Annotated in this window: 12 protein-coding genes; 4 read left to right on the top strand and 8 right to left on the bottom strand. The window is 43.5% G+C overall.

Annotated elements, in window-relative coordinates; all coding sequences use genetic code 11:
* Positions 1-302: 302 nt before the first annotated feature.
* Entirely contained in the window at positions 303-2,720 is a 2,418-nt protein-coding gene (locus E1163_RS20245) for a carboxylesterase family protein (RefSeq protein ID WP_155174281.1), read from the top strand.
* Positions 2,721-2,770: 50 nt separating this feature from the next.
* Here E1163_RS20245 and E1163_RS20240 read toward each other — a convergent pair whose 3' ends face one another.
* Positions 2,771-3,985, bottom strand: a complete 1,215-nt coding sequence (locus E1163_RS20240) for a TCR/Tet family MFS transporter (protein WP_155174280.1) — start codon at positions 3,983-3,985, stop codon at positions 2,771-2,773.
* 159 nt (positions 3,986-4,144) lie between these two features.
* Between E1163_RS20240 and E1163_RS20235 the strand changes: the two genes are divergently transcribed.
* On the top strand, positions 4,145-5,167 hold the full coding sequence (locus E1163_RS20235) for a threonine aldolase family protein (protein ID WP_155174279.1): 1,023 nt from the start codon (positions 4,145-4,147) through the stop codon (positions 5,165-5,167).
* 41 nt (positions 5,168-5,208) lie between these two features.
* On the opposite strand, the gene E1163_RS31760 is transcribed toward E1163_RS20235, so the two are convergent.
* Together E1163_RS31760 and E1163_RS20225 are read right to left on the bottom strand one after the other, a co-directional pair.
* Positions 5,209-5,388, bottom strand: a complete 180-nt coding sequence (locus tag E1163_RS31760) for a PLDc N-terminal domain-containing protein (protein WP_155174278.1) — start codon at positions 5,386-5,388, stop codon at positions 5,209-5,211.
* A 62-nt stretch (positions 5,389-5,450) separates the two neighbouring features.
* Complete coding sequence (locus tag E1163_RS20225; protein ID WP_155174277.1) at positions 5,451-6,326, bottom strand: DMT family transporter; 876 nt, start codon at positions 6,324-6,326, stop codon at positions 5,451-5,453.
* A 57-nt stretch (positions 6,327-6,383) separates the two neighbouring features.
* Here E1163_RS20225 and E1163_RS20220 point away from each other — a divergent pair, with 57 nt between their 5' ends.
* Entirely contained in the window at positions 6,384-7,652 is a 1,269-nt protein-coding gene (locus E1163_RS20220) for a replication-associated recombination protein A (RefSeq protein ID WP_155174276.1), read from the top strand.
* A gap of 218 nt (positions 7,653-7,870) precedes the next feature.
* On the opposite strand, the gene E1163_RS20215 is transcribed toward E1163_RS20220, so the two are convergent.
* Both E1163_RS20215 and E1163_RS20210 read right to left on the bottom strand, forming a co-directional pair.
* On the bottom strand, positions 7,871-8,587 hold the full coding sequence (locus tag E1163_RS20215) for a LytR/AlgR family response regulator transcription factor (RefSeq protein ID WP_155174275.1): 717 nt from the start codon (positions 8,585-8,587) through the stop codon (positions 7,871-7,873).
* Positions 8,588-8,595: 8 nt separating this feature from the next.
* Entirely contained in the window at positions 8,596-9,669 is a 1,074-nt protein-coding gene (locus tag E1163_RS20210; RefSeq protein ID WP_343033901.1) for a sensor histidine kinase, read from the bottom strand.
* Positions 9,670-9,853: 184 nt separating this feature from the next.
* Here E1163_RS20210 and E1163_RS20205 point away from each other — a divergent pair, with 184 nt between their 5' ends.
* The gene (locus E1163_RS20205) at positions 9,854-11,953 is read left to right on the top strand and encodes a hypothetical protein (protein ID WP_155174274.1); all 2,100 of its coding nucleotides are present in this window, start codon (positions 9,854-9,856) and stop codon (positions 11,951-11,953) included.
* Between the two features lie 46 nt (positions 11,954-11,999).
* Here E1163_RS20205 and E1163_RS20200 read toward each other — a convergent pair whose 3' ends face one another.
* From E1163_RS20200 to E1163_RS20190, 3 genes are all read right to left on the bottom strand, one after another.
* Complete coding sequence (locus tag E1163_RS20200; RefSeq protein WP_155174273.1) at positions 12,000-12,686, bottom strand: hypothetical protein; 687 nt, start codon at positions 12,684-12,686, stop codon at positions 12,000-12,002.
* Positions 12,687-12,690: 4 nt separating this feature from the next.
* The gene (locus E1163_RS20195; protein ID WP_155174272.1) at positions 12,691-12,894 is read right to left on the bottom strand and encodes a hypothetical protein; all 204 of its coding nucleotides are present in this window, start codon (positions 12,892-12,894) and stop codon (positions 12,691-12,693) included.
* Between the two features lie 157 nt (positions 12,895-13,051).
* A partial coding sequence (locus E1163_RS20190) for an ATP-dependent Clp protease ATP-binding subunit (RefSeq protein ID WP_155174271.1) occupies positions 13,052-15,431 on the bottom strand: 2,380 nt, incomplete at its 5' end.

Below are 15,431 nucleotides of genomic sequence, written 5' to 3'. Positions count from 1 at the left end.
TTTCAGTCAATCTTTGCTGTCCACATTTCTCCCCGCATGACCCGGGGAGAAATTTACCCACCTCAAAAACGCCCCTTAGGCCTCTAACGTATTAAGCGTTAATATTTTATTACCCTTCCTGACGACCAAAGATGATATGCTGGTTTCGTCGACAGAACCTGCGCCTCATATATTCTTATAGTACAATACTTTTTCCTACCCTATACATTTGCAGCATCAGTTAAGTGAGGTTGGTAAGTGTAGCATTTGATCCACGCCTTTAACTGTCTAAAATCAATTTTTTAAGTTTAACTCACAGATTAATGAAGTTAACAATCACAACACTTTTGATCCTGGCAAGTTTTGTAGGTTTTGCACAAAACTCTGCTCTTAAGTACAACAAAGTCAAAACTGTGGCGCTGAACAAGGTCCAGGGGTATTTGGAACATTTACCTCCTGGTTACAGTAGTAATCCTACCAAGAAGTATCCCCTACTTATTTTTTTACATGGCGCAGGAGAAAGAGGAAGCTCACCCGCTGATATGTACAAAGTGGCCAAAAATGGTCCTCCGAAAGAAATTGAGAATAAGGGTAGTCTTTGCTTTGATGTTAATGGAAAGCAGGAATGCTTTATCGTATTGTCACCGCAGTTGACCGGAAGCGGCAACTGGACAGGTTATGCCCAAAAAGAGTTTTGGGATTACGTCCTGAATGGTCCCAATAACTACCGTTACGATCCCAACAGGATCTACCTGACAGGTCTGTCATTAGGTGGTAATGGTGTTTGGGAAAGGGCTTATGATGTTGAAAACTCAAACAATAATCTGGCTGCAGTTGCTCCGCTTTGTGCATGGGGCAATACCAATAAAGGTTGTATTGTAGCAGAAAGAAATATTCCTGTATGGGCTTTTCACGGTACCTCCGATGATGTGATCGGTTATAACTCAGGCCTTGCCATGTACAACTCAGTTAATAACTGTGAGAGCAACGGACAGGAAAACCAATTTACTGCCATCCAGAATGGCGAACACTGGATTTGGAATGATGTATATAAAACTGACCATTCTCAGTATAGTCCAAATGTATACGAATGGTTACTGGCACACACGCTTGACGGCAGCGGAAGCGGCGGTGGAGGCGGTGGTTCTACTACCAACCAGCCCCCTGTAGTAAATGCAGGTCAGGATGTAACTGCTCCTGCCGGAACTACATCTGTAGGCTTTGAAGCTACTGCTTCTGATCCCGATGGCTCTATAGCTGCTTTTGCCTGGACTCAGGTGAGCGGGCCAACTGCTAACTTGTGGAATGCCGACAGGGCCAGTGTAACTGTAGGAGGCCTTACAGAAGGTACTTATAAGTTTCAGGTTACCGTTACGGATAATGGCGGAGCCAAAGCTACTGACAATGTATTGCTGACCGTGCAGGCATCTTCTGGTGGAGGTGGTGGTTCTACTACCAACCAATTGCCAACGGTTAATGCCGGTGCGGATGTAAATGCCAGCACTTCAGAAACTGCTATTTATCTGGTTGCCAAGGCTTCTGACGCTGACGGTTCAATCGCTTCCTATAGCTGGAAAAAAGTAAGCGGACCATCTGCCAGTCTTTGGAATCCTGACAGAAGCAAACTTACACTGGTACATTTTGTAGAAGGTACCTATGTGCTGGAAGTTACTGTTAAAGACAACGATGGAGGCCAGGCAAGCGATCAGGTTACTGTAGTGGTAGGAAATGGCTCGGGTTCGGGCTCTGGCGATAATACCAATACGATTGCAACACTTACAAAGAAGGTTTCATCTGATGGCATGCCATTTATGCAATACCTGCCATCTTCTTATGATGCATCTAAGAAATACCCTGTTATCATTTATCTGCACTCAGATAAAGCAGAAGGAACGAACCTTGACCTGGTAAAGGCAGAAGGCCCGTTGTACTATGCTGATCAGGGCAAAGAGATTTGTGCCAACGGACAGTGCTTCATCGTACTGAGCCCTCAGATCACTAAAGGATCAGGCTTCTGGAAAGGTAAAGTGGACAGGTTTTACGATTATGTAGTGGCAAACTATCCTGTAGACCAAAACCGCATCTACCTGGTAGGTTTTGACGGTGGCGCAGTGGATGGCCTTTACAGATTGATGGACGGCACCAACAGCCCTAACCGATGGGCGGCAGCAGCAGCAATCAGCTACTCTATGCCATTGTCAGTGGCCTGCAACATCGCTTCAAGCGGAGCTGCCCTTTACATGGCTAACTCTAACCTTGATGAAGTGAATAACTATAACGATGCCCTGAGCTTCTACAACAAAGTAGATAACTGCACTTCGAACACCACACATTTTGTGACTGAGTCAGGTAGCCAGGAGCAAAGCTGGAAAAGGTCTTTCGATCCCGGAATTACCAATCTGTATGCCTGGTTGCTTAACCAGACTATCAGCTACCAGGCTTCAAGCGCACGTATGTCAGGCGAGGAAGCACCGGTTTTGGAATCAGAAGGTATGTTTGAAGGCAACCTGACCAATGTTGAGAAAAACTTTAGAACTGATAAAAACTTATTGTCATTGACTGCTGATGGCCAACCGGTGAAAATAGAAGTGAAATCAATCAACGGTACCACCGTAAAAAATGTGAATAGCAATGGGGAAGTTGCCCTTGATGATGTGGAGAATGGTATCTACCTGTATTCAATAGTAGATGAATCAAACAATCCGCTTCAAAGAGGCCGGATAGTGAAGTTCTCCAGATAAGGTCTTGTGTTTAATTTCTGTTAAAAGGCTGCTGTTAAAGGCAGCCTTTTTTACGTTTTAAGGTTTTGAAAAGTACGGAATGCCAGTCCGAGGCTGATCAGTGTGAGCAAGGCCCCCAATACAAAAGGTGCTCCCGGGAAGTAAACCTCGTAAGCATTGGGATCAGTAAAATAGGCAAATATACCGGTCATAAGCGGAGGCCCTATGATGGAAGTTACACTGATCAGGCTGGTGAGGCCACCTTGTAACTCGCCTTGCTCAGAGGCAGGTACCTGGTTGGACATGATACCCTGCAATGACGGGCCGGCAAGCCCACCCATCGCGTAGATCACCGTAAAGGCAAACATCATCCAGCCTTCATAAGCATAGGCGAACAGCATGAACCCAACAGCATATACAAAAAGCCCGATGTAGACACCTTTTACCTGTCCTATCTTGGGTAAAATAATGCGAATCAGTACTCCCTGAACCAGTGCTACCATCAGGCCGACAAAAGCGAGGGAATATCCGACCCAGTCTTCACCCCACTTAAACTTTTCCATAGTGAAGTATGCCCAGGTGCTTTGTGTGGCATGAGCTGCAATATAGACCAGCACCAGCGACGAGACCAGGCCAAGGATAACAGGATATTTTTTAAACTGAAGCAATGAACCGACCGGGTTGGCACGACTCCATTCGAAAGGTCGCCGGTCTTCCTGCTTTAAGGATTCAGGCAGCACGAGATAGCCATAAAGCCAGTTAATAAGTGTCAGTGCTGCCGCCGCCATAAAAGGTACACGAGGGCCAAACTGCCCCAACACACCACCTAATAGGGGCCCAACGATGAAACCCAGCCCGAAGGCGGCGCCGATAATGCCAAAGTTTTGCGAACGCTTTTCCGGAGGGCTTACATCTGCAATATAGGCTGATGCGGTTGTAAAACTGGCTCCGGTGATCCCGGAGATTAACCTCCCTACAAACAGCCAGCCGATAGTAGGTGCCAAAGCCATGAAAATATAATCTACACCAAAACCAAAAAGGGAAAAAAGCAATACCGGGCGGCGGCCAAACCTGTCGCTCAAGCCTCCCAACACAGGGGCGAAAACAAACTGCATGGAAGCATAGGCAAATACCAGCCAGCCACCGTAAACTGCCGCATCGCTGATGTCTCCATTGATAAGCTCGGCAATAAGCGTTGGCATTACAGGAATAATAATGCCCAGGCCGATTACATCGATCAGCAGTGTAACAAAAATGAAACCAATGGCTGCTTTACTATTCTTCATGCTTCTGAAAAGTTTGGTCTAAGGTAGTTCAAAAAATGAAAAATATCATAGGGGAGAAGATAGGTGACATTGTACAGGTACTTATTATATTTGATCAGTAAGGCTGGAATAAGCCTGAATCCTTATCTTAATAATGCTTTTACAAAAAAATAATACCCGATGATAGCAGACCTTCGAAGTGATACAGTGACCAAACCAACGCCCGGCATGCTGGAGGCAATGATGCATGCCCGAGTGGGTGACGACGTTTTTGGTGAAGACCCTACCGTAAATGAGCTGGAAGAAAAATGTGCACGGCTTTTTGGTATGGATGCAGCCATTTTTTGTCCATCCGGCACCATGACAAACCAAATAGGGATCAATGTGCTTTCAAACCCTTACGAAGAAGTGATTTGCTACAAAGGCTCACATATCTATAAATACGAAGGTGGTGGTGTGGCAGGTAATAGCGGCCTATCATTCAGGTTGCTTGAAGGCGACAGGGGCAGGATTAATCTGGACGATATTTTGGCCAACGTTAATGCTGATGATATCCATTTGCCGGTATCCTCCATTGTGTCATTGGAGAATACGGTTAACAAAGGTGGAGGTAGCTATTATACCTTGTCAGAGATTGCAGAAATATCTGAGGCATGCATGTCACGAGGCATTAAAATGCACCTTGACGGTGCCCGCCTTTTTAATGCTTTGGCAGAGACCGGCGATAAGCCCGGTGATTATGGAAAATATTTTGATACCATTTCAATATGCCTGTCCAAAGGCCTGGGAGCGCCGGTCGGCTCGGTTTTGTTGGGTAAAGCTGAGCATATCCGTAAAGCCCGGCGCATGCGCAAAGTATTTGGCGGAGGCATGCGTCAAGCCGGATATTTGGCGGCAGCCGGTATTTATGCCCTCGATCACCATGTACAAAGGCTGACAGAAGACCATCAACGGGCGCGCAAAATAGGAAAAGTGCTTGAAGACATGCACTATGTGAACAATGTACTTCCGGTAGATACTAATATTTTGATCTTTGAACTGGCTCAAGGCATTACTACCGATGCATTTTTACAGCAGCTTGATCAGAAAGGGGTTAAAGCGGTAGCTTTTGGGCCAAGGGAAATAAGATTTGTAACACACCTGGACTTTGATGATGGCGCATTAGACTTCACCATAAATGTATTGAGCCAGCTCAGTTTCTGACTTGGTTCCGTAAATCGTAATTGATAAAGGAGGAGGGCAGCTTAGTAAGCCCTCCTTTTGTGTATAAAGTAATATATGATGGCTGCCAGTATATTGGCAAAAACTGCAAGGATAGTCCAAAGAAGTTTAGAAGTTTCATCCAACCTTTTATTGACAACCCAGACATCATAAATGACCCAAATCGCACAAATAAGCCCAATTAAATAGATTAATCCACTCATGATTTTTATGTTCCGGTTTTAATTGATCACGTTAAATTATCAAAAACCAGCGAGCTATACAATCATTTCTGACTTACGAGGTATACTCCAAGCATGATTACCATAGAATACAGTACGGTAAAAACATCCAGTTGGTCGTCACGAAATGCTACAGCCACCAGTGTAGCAAACACTGGTTGTAAATAAATATAACTGCCAACCAGAGAGGAATTTACGAACTTCAATGACCATACATTAAGCAGATAAACCAAAAATGTAGCAGCAAGGATAACATAAGCTATGCAAAACCAGATGGAGACCGGAATGCTGGCCCAATCGACGGCGCTGAGCTCACTGATACCAAAGGGGAAGGCAATGATGCCGCCAAATAAAAACACCCATTTTATAACCGTGATCGCTTTGTACTTGGCCATTAGAGGCTTTACAAGCACAAGGTAGACCGCGTAGGATGATCCGTTGAGGAGGATGAGCAGGTCACCCAGAAATGTACCTTCACTTAGCGAAACGCCATCCTTGGTAAGTAGGAGATAGGCTCCGAGAGCTCCGATTAATACACCTATAATTTTTTTAACCGTAATACCCTCTTTCCCCAGGGCATAAGCCACAATCATCACCATGATAGGAGAGGTGGTCATGATCACCGAGCCATTGATCGGGTTAGTGAGGCTGAGGCCTTTGAAAAACAGCAGTTGGTTGGCCGCTACCCCAAACAGGCCGCAAAGAAAGAGCAGGCCAAAATCCTTTCGCGATTTAATCTTATCCGCTCCGGTAACAGCACTGAAAATCCAAAAGAGTAAAGTGCCCAGAATAATCCGAAAAACAATAAAGCCAAAGGGCTCTAAATACTCCGGCATTACGAACTTTGCAACCGTGTAGTTGGCACCATAGATCAGAGTAACAAAAAGGAGTACACTGTGTATTTTTATCTTTCCGGGCATGCCCAAAACTATGATTTAAAGAATTGAAAATTGTTACCTTTAAAATAAAATACTGTGATGTTTGATTTGAATTTACCTTTGGCAGAACGCATGCGGCCTACGTCCCTCGATGAGCTCATAGGCCAGGAGCATTTGGTAGGAGAGGGAGGAATTTTAAGGAAGACCATTAAATCCGGAGTAGTCCCGTCCATGATACTCTGGGGGCCTCCCGGAGTGGGTAAAACTACAATCGCCAACATTATTGCCAACCAGGTAAAGTCACCATTCTATACCTTAAGTGCCGTAAGTGCAGGGGTTAAAGACGTACGAGAAGTTATAGAAAAAGCGAAGCGGCAGTCCAAAGCCATACTCTTCATCGACGAGATCCACCGCTTTAATAAATCTCAGCAGGATGCTTTGCTCGGGGCAGTAGAGAAAGGAACCATTACATTAATTGGCGCAACTACTGAAAACCCGTCATTTGAAGTAAACTCAGCTTTGCTCAGCCGTAGCCAGGTCTATACCCTGCGATCGTTAACCGAAGAAGATTTGCTCCGGCTGATCGACATGGTGCTGAAAAAGGATGAAAAGCTAAAAAAGAAGAACGTTCATCTGAAAGAGCACAAGGCTATGCTCAACATCTCCGGTGGCGATGCCCGCAAACTACTCAACCTCCTGGAGCTTGTTTTTGATTCATTGGCTGGTGATGAGATTGAGATCACGGATGAAAAGGTAATGGACATAGCACAGCAGCGCGTGGCCATTTATGATAAATCCGGAGAGCAGCATTACGATATTATTTCTGCTTTTATCAAATCCCTCAGAGGCAGTGATCCCAACGCCGCGGTCTATTACATGGCACGTATGATAGAGGGCGGCGAAGATGTCAAGTTCATTGCACGCCGCATGTTGATCATGGCCTCTGAGGACATCGGTAATGCCAATCCCACTGCACTGGTGATTGCCAACAATACCTTTCAGGCCGTAAATGTGATAGGTTACCCTGAAGCAGAGATCATACTTTCCCAATGTGCCACATACCTGGCCTGTTCACCCAAAAGCAATGCCAGTTATATGGCTATTAAAAAAGCCAAAGCGATGGTAAGGGAAACCGGCGACCTGCCCGTGCCCATGTCCATACGAAATGCCCCCACCAAGCTCATGAAAGACTCCGGCTATGGCCAGGGCTACAAGTATGCACACGACTTCGCCAATAACTTTGTAAGCATGGAGTTCCTGCCCGACCAGATCAAAAACTCCAAACTTTACGACCCCGGCAAAAATGCCCGCGAAGAAGAAATGAGAAAGCGCCTGAAAGCCCTCTGGAAGGAGAAGTATGGGTATTAGTTTGGTGATCGGTAATTTGGCAATCGGTGACCAGTAATTGGTCAAACGGTGTGTATTAAAGAATCGGGATTTAAATATTTTTACGCCACTACTATCCCCTTGAGGGGATTATAGGGGTGTTTTTAAACCATAAATTAGGAAACCGAAGATTGAAGCAAGCACAGTCAGTCACCCGGAAACCAGTACCCAGCCACCAGCCACCAGCAACCAGCCCCCAGTTAAATCTGATGCTTAGCATTCAATACCTCCAGGACCTGGTCTTTATAAAGCCTGCCAATAGGAAGTTCTTTGCCGGGCACTTCTATGGAAGTAGCCGAGTAGGTCTCAATCTTTTTAAGGGCGACTATAAACGAACGATGAATACGAAGGAAGCATTCTTCGGGTAGTTTTTCCTCCAGGTAGCTTATTTTTTGATGGGTTATCACCTCTTTGTCACTCGTTTTTACCCTTACATAGTCTTTGAGGCTCTCAATGTATAAGATGTCCCTAAGCTGTACTTTAACCATTTTTTTGTCGGCTTTCAGGTATATATAAGCTTCTTCAGACTCTATATCAGTGGTTAGTGTTGCTTCCGGAGACATTTCCGTATGGTACACGCGGCTCACGGCTTTCAGGAACCTTTCAAATGAAATCGGTTTTAGCAGATAGTCCACTACATTTAATTCATAACCTTCCAGAGCATAATCGCGGTAGGCAGTAGTGATAATTACCTTCGGCGGGTTTTGAAGGGTTTTTACAAAATCAAGTCCCGTAAGCTTAGGCATTTGGATGTCAAGAAAGATCAGGTCTACAGGCTCCTTTTTTAAGATCTCAAATGCCTTCAGTGCGTTACTGCATTTGGCCACTATTTCAATGTTCTCCAGCCGGTTGATATAAGATTCGATGACTTCAATGGCAAGAGGCTCATCGTCCACTATGATACATCTGATCTTCATTTTGTTATTTACGTTTTTTGTGCGTATTCGTTTAAATGCAGTTTGAGTACTACCAGGTACGAATCTTCTGCATCCAGAATTTTCAATTCATAGCCGCCACCATATAGCAGTTCCAGCCTTCGGTTTACATTTTGAAGACCAATACCTTCCCTGTAGTTTTGCTCATCTATGGTCTGGTCAGCACTTTTGCTATTGTCCACCTTCAAAGTCAGCAGGTCGTCCTTTACGTTCAGGTCTATACTGATCCATGAGTGGTCAGTTTCCCCACTTACACCATGCTTGAAGCTATTCTCCACAAAAGGCAATACCAGCATGGGAGCAATGGTCTTCCCCGATACGTCACCCCTTACTGAGAATGAAACGTCCAGCCTGTCCCCATATCTGAGCTTTTCCAGCGCTACATAGTTCTTTACCAGTTCAATCTCTTTGGTTAGTGGTACTGTATCTGTATTACACTCATAAAGCATATAGTTCAGCAGGTCAGACAGCTTCAATACTACTTCCGGAGCACTATCAGATTTTTTGAGTGCGAGGGCATACAAGTTATTCAGCGTATTGAAGAGGAAGTGAGGGTGTATCTGTGCCCTTAAAAATTTTAATTCGGCCTGTAGTTTATCCCTTGCCAGGCTTTGAGAGTCCTGCTGTGTTCTGTACCAATGCTTAAAAAATTTAATAAGTGTAGCCAGCACTACTACCGGGTAAATGTAAGTAGCTGATTTGAGTATTTTCAACGGATGCCACAAGCCACCCCAGTCGTCTTCCGGATAATAAATAGGTCGCTCTATATAATAAGCGGTCAGCCAGTGGGTAAGCCCTGCAATGAGCAGTATGACCACCGCCCAGAAGAAGAACAGGAAGTACTTTTCCTTTAACAGGTATTTGGGCAGGAGAATGTACAAGGCAATGTACGTGGCAAACAGCTTTTCAGGCAGGTAGAGCAACTGCATCTTAAACTGGTGTAAATAATCATCATTAAAGCTGCCCCATAGCACAGCAAAGAAACTGATAAACACCAGCCAAAAGATAATGTGTTTCAGTACCCGTGGTGTCCGCTGATAATATACTATGAATTTCTTCTGCACGTTATTCCATTTATATCATAAAATTAACCCAGATAACCGTCTTAAAATTGCCGTATCAAAGATAATTCGACATATAGCAGAAACCTAATGATGAACAAAGGCTTAATCCCCATGTTCATATCCTTATTAAGGGTAAATTTTGTAGAAATTATCTTAATTTGCGTAGTACCGTTTTAATCCAGTGATGCAGAAACCCGCGTTGATTTTTGAACATTCCCCATGGTTTTTAGTGCTGTGCGTACTCGCCGGAGCAGCGTATGCACTCTTATTATACACCAAGTCCGGCCCGTGGGGCGCCGGCCTGAACAAGCTTTTGTTTGCCTGCCGTATGCTTACGGTAACCATAATCGCAGCTCTGCTCATCTCTCCGGTATTGAAACAGATCAAAAACCTCATAGAGCAGCCCGCTATGATCTTCGCCATCGATAACTCATTATCCCTGGCGGAAGTGACAGACAGCGTGCAATTAGCGGCCTTCAACGAAGAACTCAGACAGGTAGCTTCTGAGATAGATGATCAATACCGTGTCGAATTCCGGAACCTCTCGGGAGATGAAAGCGATGAATTTCCGAAGCAGGTGCAATACGATAAGCAGAGTACCGACCTGAGCAGTCTTCTCAATGATATTAAGCAGGATTATGAAGGGCGAAACCTTGGTGGGGTTGTACTGGTATCAGATGGTATTTACAACCAGGGAGTTTCACCCACTTTTGCCGATTACAACTTTGACATTTATACGCTGGGGGTAGGAGATACCATTCAGAAATCCGACCTGTCGATCATGTCCCTGCTCTACAACAAAATATCATATCAGGGCAATAAATTTCCACTTATTGCCCAGGTCACACACCGTGGGTATGCCGGGCAACAGGCAAAAGTTTCGGTAATTAAAAATGGAAATGTAATTGCAGAGCAGCAGGTAAAGCTAAGTGGTGATAACCAGTTAGTTGATGTTAAATTCCTTATTGAAGCGGAAGAGAAAGGGTATCAGCGATACCAGGTTACAGTTGAAAGAAAAGATGGAGAATTTACCTATACCAATAACCTTCAGCAAGCATATGTTGAGGTGATCGAAGGTAAAGAACAAATTGCTCTTTTGGCACCGGCACCTCACCCGGATATTAAGGCCCTAAAATCGGCTGTTGAGAGCAATGCCAACTATACTATAGATCAATATATACTGAGTATAAATGAAGACGTTCAAAAGCTAACATCTTCAAATAAGAAATATGACCTGGTTATATATCATCAAATTCCTGATAGAAGTGGGGTGTATAAGCGCTTTACTGAGAAGTTTGAAAAAGAAAAGGCCTCGTCCCTTGTGGTGTATGGTTCCCAGACCGATGTAAGGCAGTTCAATTCATTTAATAAAATATTGTCACTGGATGCTATACCCGGAGAGTACGATCAGGTTACGGCTGTTTTTAACCAGGGATTCAACAGCTTTAAACTTTCTGATGAATTGCAACAGTCCATGGATGAATTTCCCCCTGTTGTAGTGCCGTTTGGCAGGGTTTCCATGTCTGCCGATGCCGATGTTTTGCTGTATCAACAAGTCGGAAGTATAGCAACCAACAAGCCGTTGATAGCGGTAATGCATCAAAACGATAGCAAAAGAGGGGTGATCATGGGCAGTGGCTTGTGGCGGTGGAAATTGACGGACTACGCCGAAAATGGTAATAATGAAGCTTTCAATGAACTGATCACAAAATTGGTTCAGTACCTGTCCTCGAAAGAAGATAAAAGGAAATTCAAGGCATACCCGGTTAAAAATGAGTTTCTTACCAATGAAAAAGTAGTATTCGATACGGAAGTCTATAACGATCTGTATGAAAGGGTCTATGGCAACAAAATAGATCTTACCCTCACCAATGCAGAAGGCAAAAAGTTTAACTACAGCTATATAACCAATGAAAATAACACCCGCTACGAAATCAGCGGACTGCCTGAGGGAGTTTATAAATACTCAGCATCCACTCAGTTGGGTAATAAAAGGGAAACAGTGAACGGGGAATTTCTCATCAAGGAACTGCAAATCGAAAACATCAACCTGACTGCCGACTTCAACCTGCTCAGAAAGCTCTCCGACAAAACCGGAGGGAAGTTTTATAAAGCAGACGAAATGACCGGTTTGAAACAGGAATTAACTACCCTAAAAGCCCAGGGTACAATCCATACCAGTGAAAAGTACCTGCCATTTATTCATTTGAAATGGCTGTTTTTCCTGCTGCTTTTCCTTTTGGCAGGGGAGTGGTTTATCAGAAAGTATAGCGGAGGGTACTAATGGGTAGGTTTTAATAATATCTATTCTTGATATTTATCATTAAGGCTCAATCGCTAGTTGTCTTTTCTTCCTCGTTAAATTTATTATATAGCTCAATGTCAAATGGAGTTGCGGTTATTATTTGGTCGCATTTGATAACTACATTCATTATTATATCATTAGTTGGGTCATTGTCTTTATAGGATTCGTAGGCAGAAGTATAATCTGTATTAAATATTAATTCCTTGCTTTCCGAGTCTCTGTATCCACTATAAAGGGGAAATATTGTTAAATAGCTTAAATCGCCCGGAGCACCAATTTTAGTAGCAATTCCCACATAAAACTTACCATTTGCCAATGTTAGTTGGAGTAAACTCATATCTGTATATGATTGGGCTATTGTACGTTCCAATTCGTTACCAATTTTACTTATTGCTCTAAAATTTTCATCATTTGTCGTTGTAAAAAGGTTGATGAGATGTGTCATCACAAAAGCGAGTATAAAGGATAGAAAAGATGTTCCCAAAAATGGTACGTCTGGAAGTATTGAACTTATAACTTCATCAAGGCAAGTCTGATTGGAGACAATGGAAGTAATGATAAAAGAAAGGGATAAAAAAAATGTGCCAAGAATGGTTGAGTTAAAGATGAGTCTTTGGCGTTCAATTCTAAGGTGATAAAATCTAAAGCGCTTACAAGTGTGTAAGAAATAATACCCTCCAATGAGGGGAAAGATCAATAAATTCCAGGGCATTCAGTTAGCCCTTTTCTTTTGGACTCATTCGAGGATGTTTTCCGACGCTTTTATTACGCTTCATCCTAATTATTAGCTGTGGTATAGATGAATCTGAAATTTTAGAAAGTAAAATTTTGCCATTTTTAGATTTAAAAGCGGTATCTAATTCCAGCTCTACTCGACCATCTTTATAGCTCTTTACGTAATCTGGTGCCTTAATTTCCATATAGTATCAAAATAAATATATTTTAATTATTAAACAAATTTTTGGATAAAATGATTAATGGTATTGGTTGAAGAATTAATAAATGACGTTTAATAGTCAAATGAAGAAAGGCCATTTCGTAAGAGATGGCCTTTTCTTTATTTAATTTAGAAAATTATTATTCCTCTTTCTCTTCTTTCTTAGATGCCTTAGGCTTTTTCATTTTAAGCTTCAGCTCGTCGCCTTTGCCGTCGTAATCTGCTACTATGGTTGCACCTTCTTCGATCTCACCTTTAAGGATCTCCTCGGCAACAGAATCTTCCAGATATTTCTGAATGGCCCTGTTCAAAGGTCTTGCACCATACTGAGGATCATATCCCTTCTCTGCCAGGAAGTCTTTCGCTTTTGTGGTCAACTCTACGTTGTAACCAAGCGATTTGATTCTCTGGAACAATTTGTTCAGCGTAAGATCGATGATCTTGTGAATATCTTCCCTTTGCAGAGAGTTAAATACGATCACATCATCAAGTCTGTTCAGGAATTCAGGGCTGAAAGCTTTTTTCAGTGCACTTTGGATTGTTGATTTCATTACATCATCAGCATTATTTTGCTTAGATGATGGTGCGAAACCAATTCCTGCTCCGAAATCTTTCAGATCCCTTACACCAATATTGGATGTCATGATGATGATAGTGTTTCGGAAATCAACCCTTCTACCCAATCCATCGGTAAGTATACCATCGTCCAGTACCTGGAGTAACAGGTTAAATACATCTGGGTGAGCTTTTTCGATTTCGTCGAGCAATACCACACTGTAAGGCTTTCTTCTTACTTTCTCAGTAAGCTGGCCACCTTCTTCATAACCCACATATCCCGGAGGCGCTCCAACCAGTCGTGATACGGAGAATTTCTCCATGTATTCACTCATGTCTATCCTGATCAGTGTGTCCTCTTTATCAAACAGATAAGTGGAAAGTACTTTGGCAAGCTCAGTTTTACCTACACCGGTCGGGCCGAGGAAGATAAACGAACCAATAGGCTTCTTAGGATCTTTTAGTCCCACACGGGTTCTTTGGATTGCTTTCGTAAGCTTTTTGATAGCATCGTCCTGTCCGATCACTTTGCCGCTCAGCTCCTGGTTCATGCCCAAAAGCTTGTTGCTCTCTTTCTGAGCGATACGTTTGGTAGGGATACCGGTCATCATGGCAATTACATCAGCTACATTTTCTTCATCTACAGTGTAGCGCTTGCTCTTGGTATCTTCTTCCCATCGGTGTTTAGCCTGCTCAAGCTGCTCAAGAAGTTTCTTCTCTTTGTCCCTTAGCTGGGCAGCTTCTTCGTATTTCTGGCTTTTTACCACCTGGTTCTTTTCTTCCTTAATGTCCTCAATGGCAGCCTCAAGCTTCACGATTTCATCAGGAACGTGTATGTTGTTGATATGTACCCTCGCACCAGCCTCATCGAGTACATCTATCGCCTTATCTGGCAGATATCTGTCGCTGATGTATCGGTCAGAGAGTTTCACACATGCTTCTATGGCCTCAGGCGTATAGTTTACATGGTGGTGATCTTCATATTTTTCTTTGATGTTGTCCAGTATCTGAACAGTTTCCTCAGGAGTAGTAGCATCAACCATTACCATCTGGAACCTTCTGGCCAGTGCACCATCTTTTTCGATGTACTGTCTGTACTCATCAAGTGTGGTAGCACCTATGCATTGGATCTCTCCTCTTGCCAGGGCAGGTTTGAACATGTTGGACGCATCCAGTGAACCGGAAGCTCCTCCTGCACCAACTATGGTGTGAAGCTCATCTATAAACAGGATCACTTCAGGGGATTTCTCCAATTCGTTCATTACAGCCTTCATTCTTTCTTCGAACTGGCCGCGGTATTTGGTGCCCGCCACAAGGGAAGCAAGGTCAAGTGTTACTACACGCTTGCCAAAGAGTACCCTTGATACTTTCTTCTGTACGATTCTCAGAGCCAGACCTTCTGCGATGGCAGTTTTACCAACACCTGGTTCACCAATAAGTATAGGATTGTTTTTCTTTCTACGGCTAAGGATCTGGGCTACGCGCTCAATTTCTTTTTCACGGCCTACTATCGGATCCATTTTATTCTCTTCGGCCAGTTTAGTCAGGTCGCGTCCGAAATTATCCAGTACCGGAGTTCTGGATTTTTCAGTGCCTTTTTTCTCTTTTCCGGCTCCTGATCCTGCACCACCCCCGAAAATTTTAGATGAATCATCATCCGGATCGTCAGTATCTGATGATGCCATAGGGTTTTCTGTTTGATATTCCAGAAGCTCTTTGACAACATCATAATTGACGTCAAATTTTTCAAGGATTTGCGTAGCTATGTTATCTTCATCCCTGAGGATGGATAATAGCAGGTGCTCCGTTCCTATGAGCTGGCTTTTGAATATTTTGGCCTCTAAGTAAGTGATCTTCAATACCTTTTCAGATTGGCGCGTTAGAGGAATATTGGCCAGATTTTTTACATCGTGAGAAGCTGTACCTTTAGAGACTTTCTCTACGGCTCCTCGTAATTCATCAAGC

It is taken from the genome of Fulvivirga kasyanovii (assembly GCF_009711405.1).
GTDB lineage: Bacteria > Bacteroidota > Bacteroidia > Cytophagales > Cyclobacteriaceae > Fulvivirga > Fulvivirga kasyanovii.
This window is presented reverse-complemented; position numbering and strand designations above follow the sequence as displayed.

Bases quoted from the DNA above. Each gene is read 5' to 3' on its own strand.
- E1163_RS20245 (WP_155174281.1), top strand. From the start codon at position 303: ATGAAGTTAACAATCACAACACTTTTGATCCTGGCAAGTTTTGTAGGT.
- E1163_RS20240 (WP_155174280.1), bottom strand. From the start codon at position 3,985: ATGAAGAATAGTAAAGCAGCCATTGGTTTCATTTTTGTTACACTGCTG.
- E1163_RS20235 (WP_155174279.1), top strand. From the start codon at position 4,145: ATGATAGCAGACCTTCGAAGTGATACAGTGACCAAACCAACGCCCGGC.
- E1163_RS31760 (WP_155174278.1), bottom strand. From the start codon at position 5,388: ATGAGTGGATTAATCTATTTAATTGGGCTTATTTGTGCGATTTGGGTC.
- E1163_RS20225 (WP_155174277.1), bottom strand. From the start codon at position 6,326: ATGCCCGGAAAGATAAAAATACACAGTGTACTCCTTTTTGTTACTCTG.
- E1163_RS20220 (WP_155174276.1), top strand. From the start codon at position 6,384: ATGTTTGATTTGAATTTACCTTTGGCAGAACGCATGCGGCCTACGTCC.
- E1163_RS20215 (WP_155174275.1), bottom strand. From the start codon at position 8,587: ATGAAGATCAGATGTATCATAGTGGACGATGAGCCTCTTGCCATTGAA.
- E1163_RS20205 (WP_155174274.1), top strand. From the start codon at position 9,854: ATGCAGAAACCCGCGTTGATTTTTGAACATTCCCCATGGTTTTTAGTG.
- E1163_RS20200 (WP_155174273.1), bottom strand. From the start codon at position 12,686: ATGCCCTGGAATTTATTGATCTTTCCCCTCATTGGAGGGTATTATTTC.
- E1163_RS20195 (WP_155174272.1), bottom strand. From the start codon at position 12,894: ATGGAAATTAAGGCACCAGATTACGTAAAGAGCTATAAAGATGGTCGA.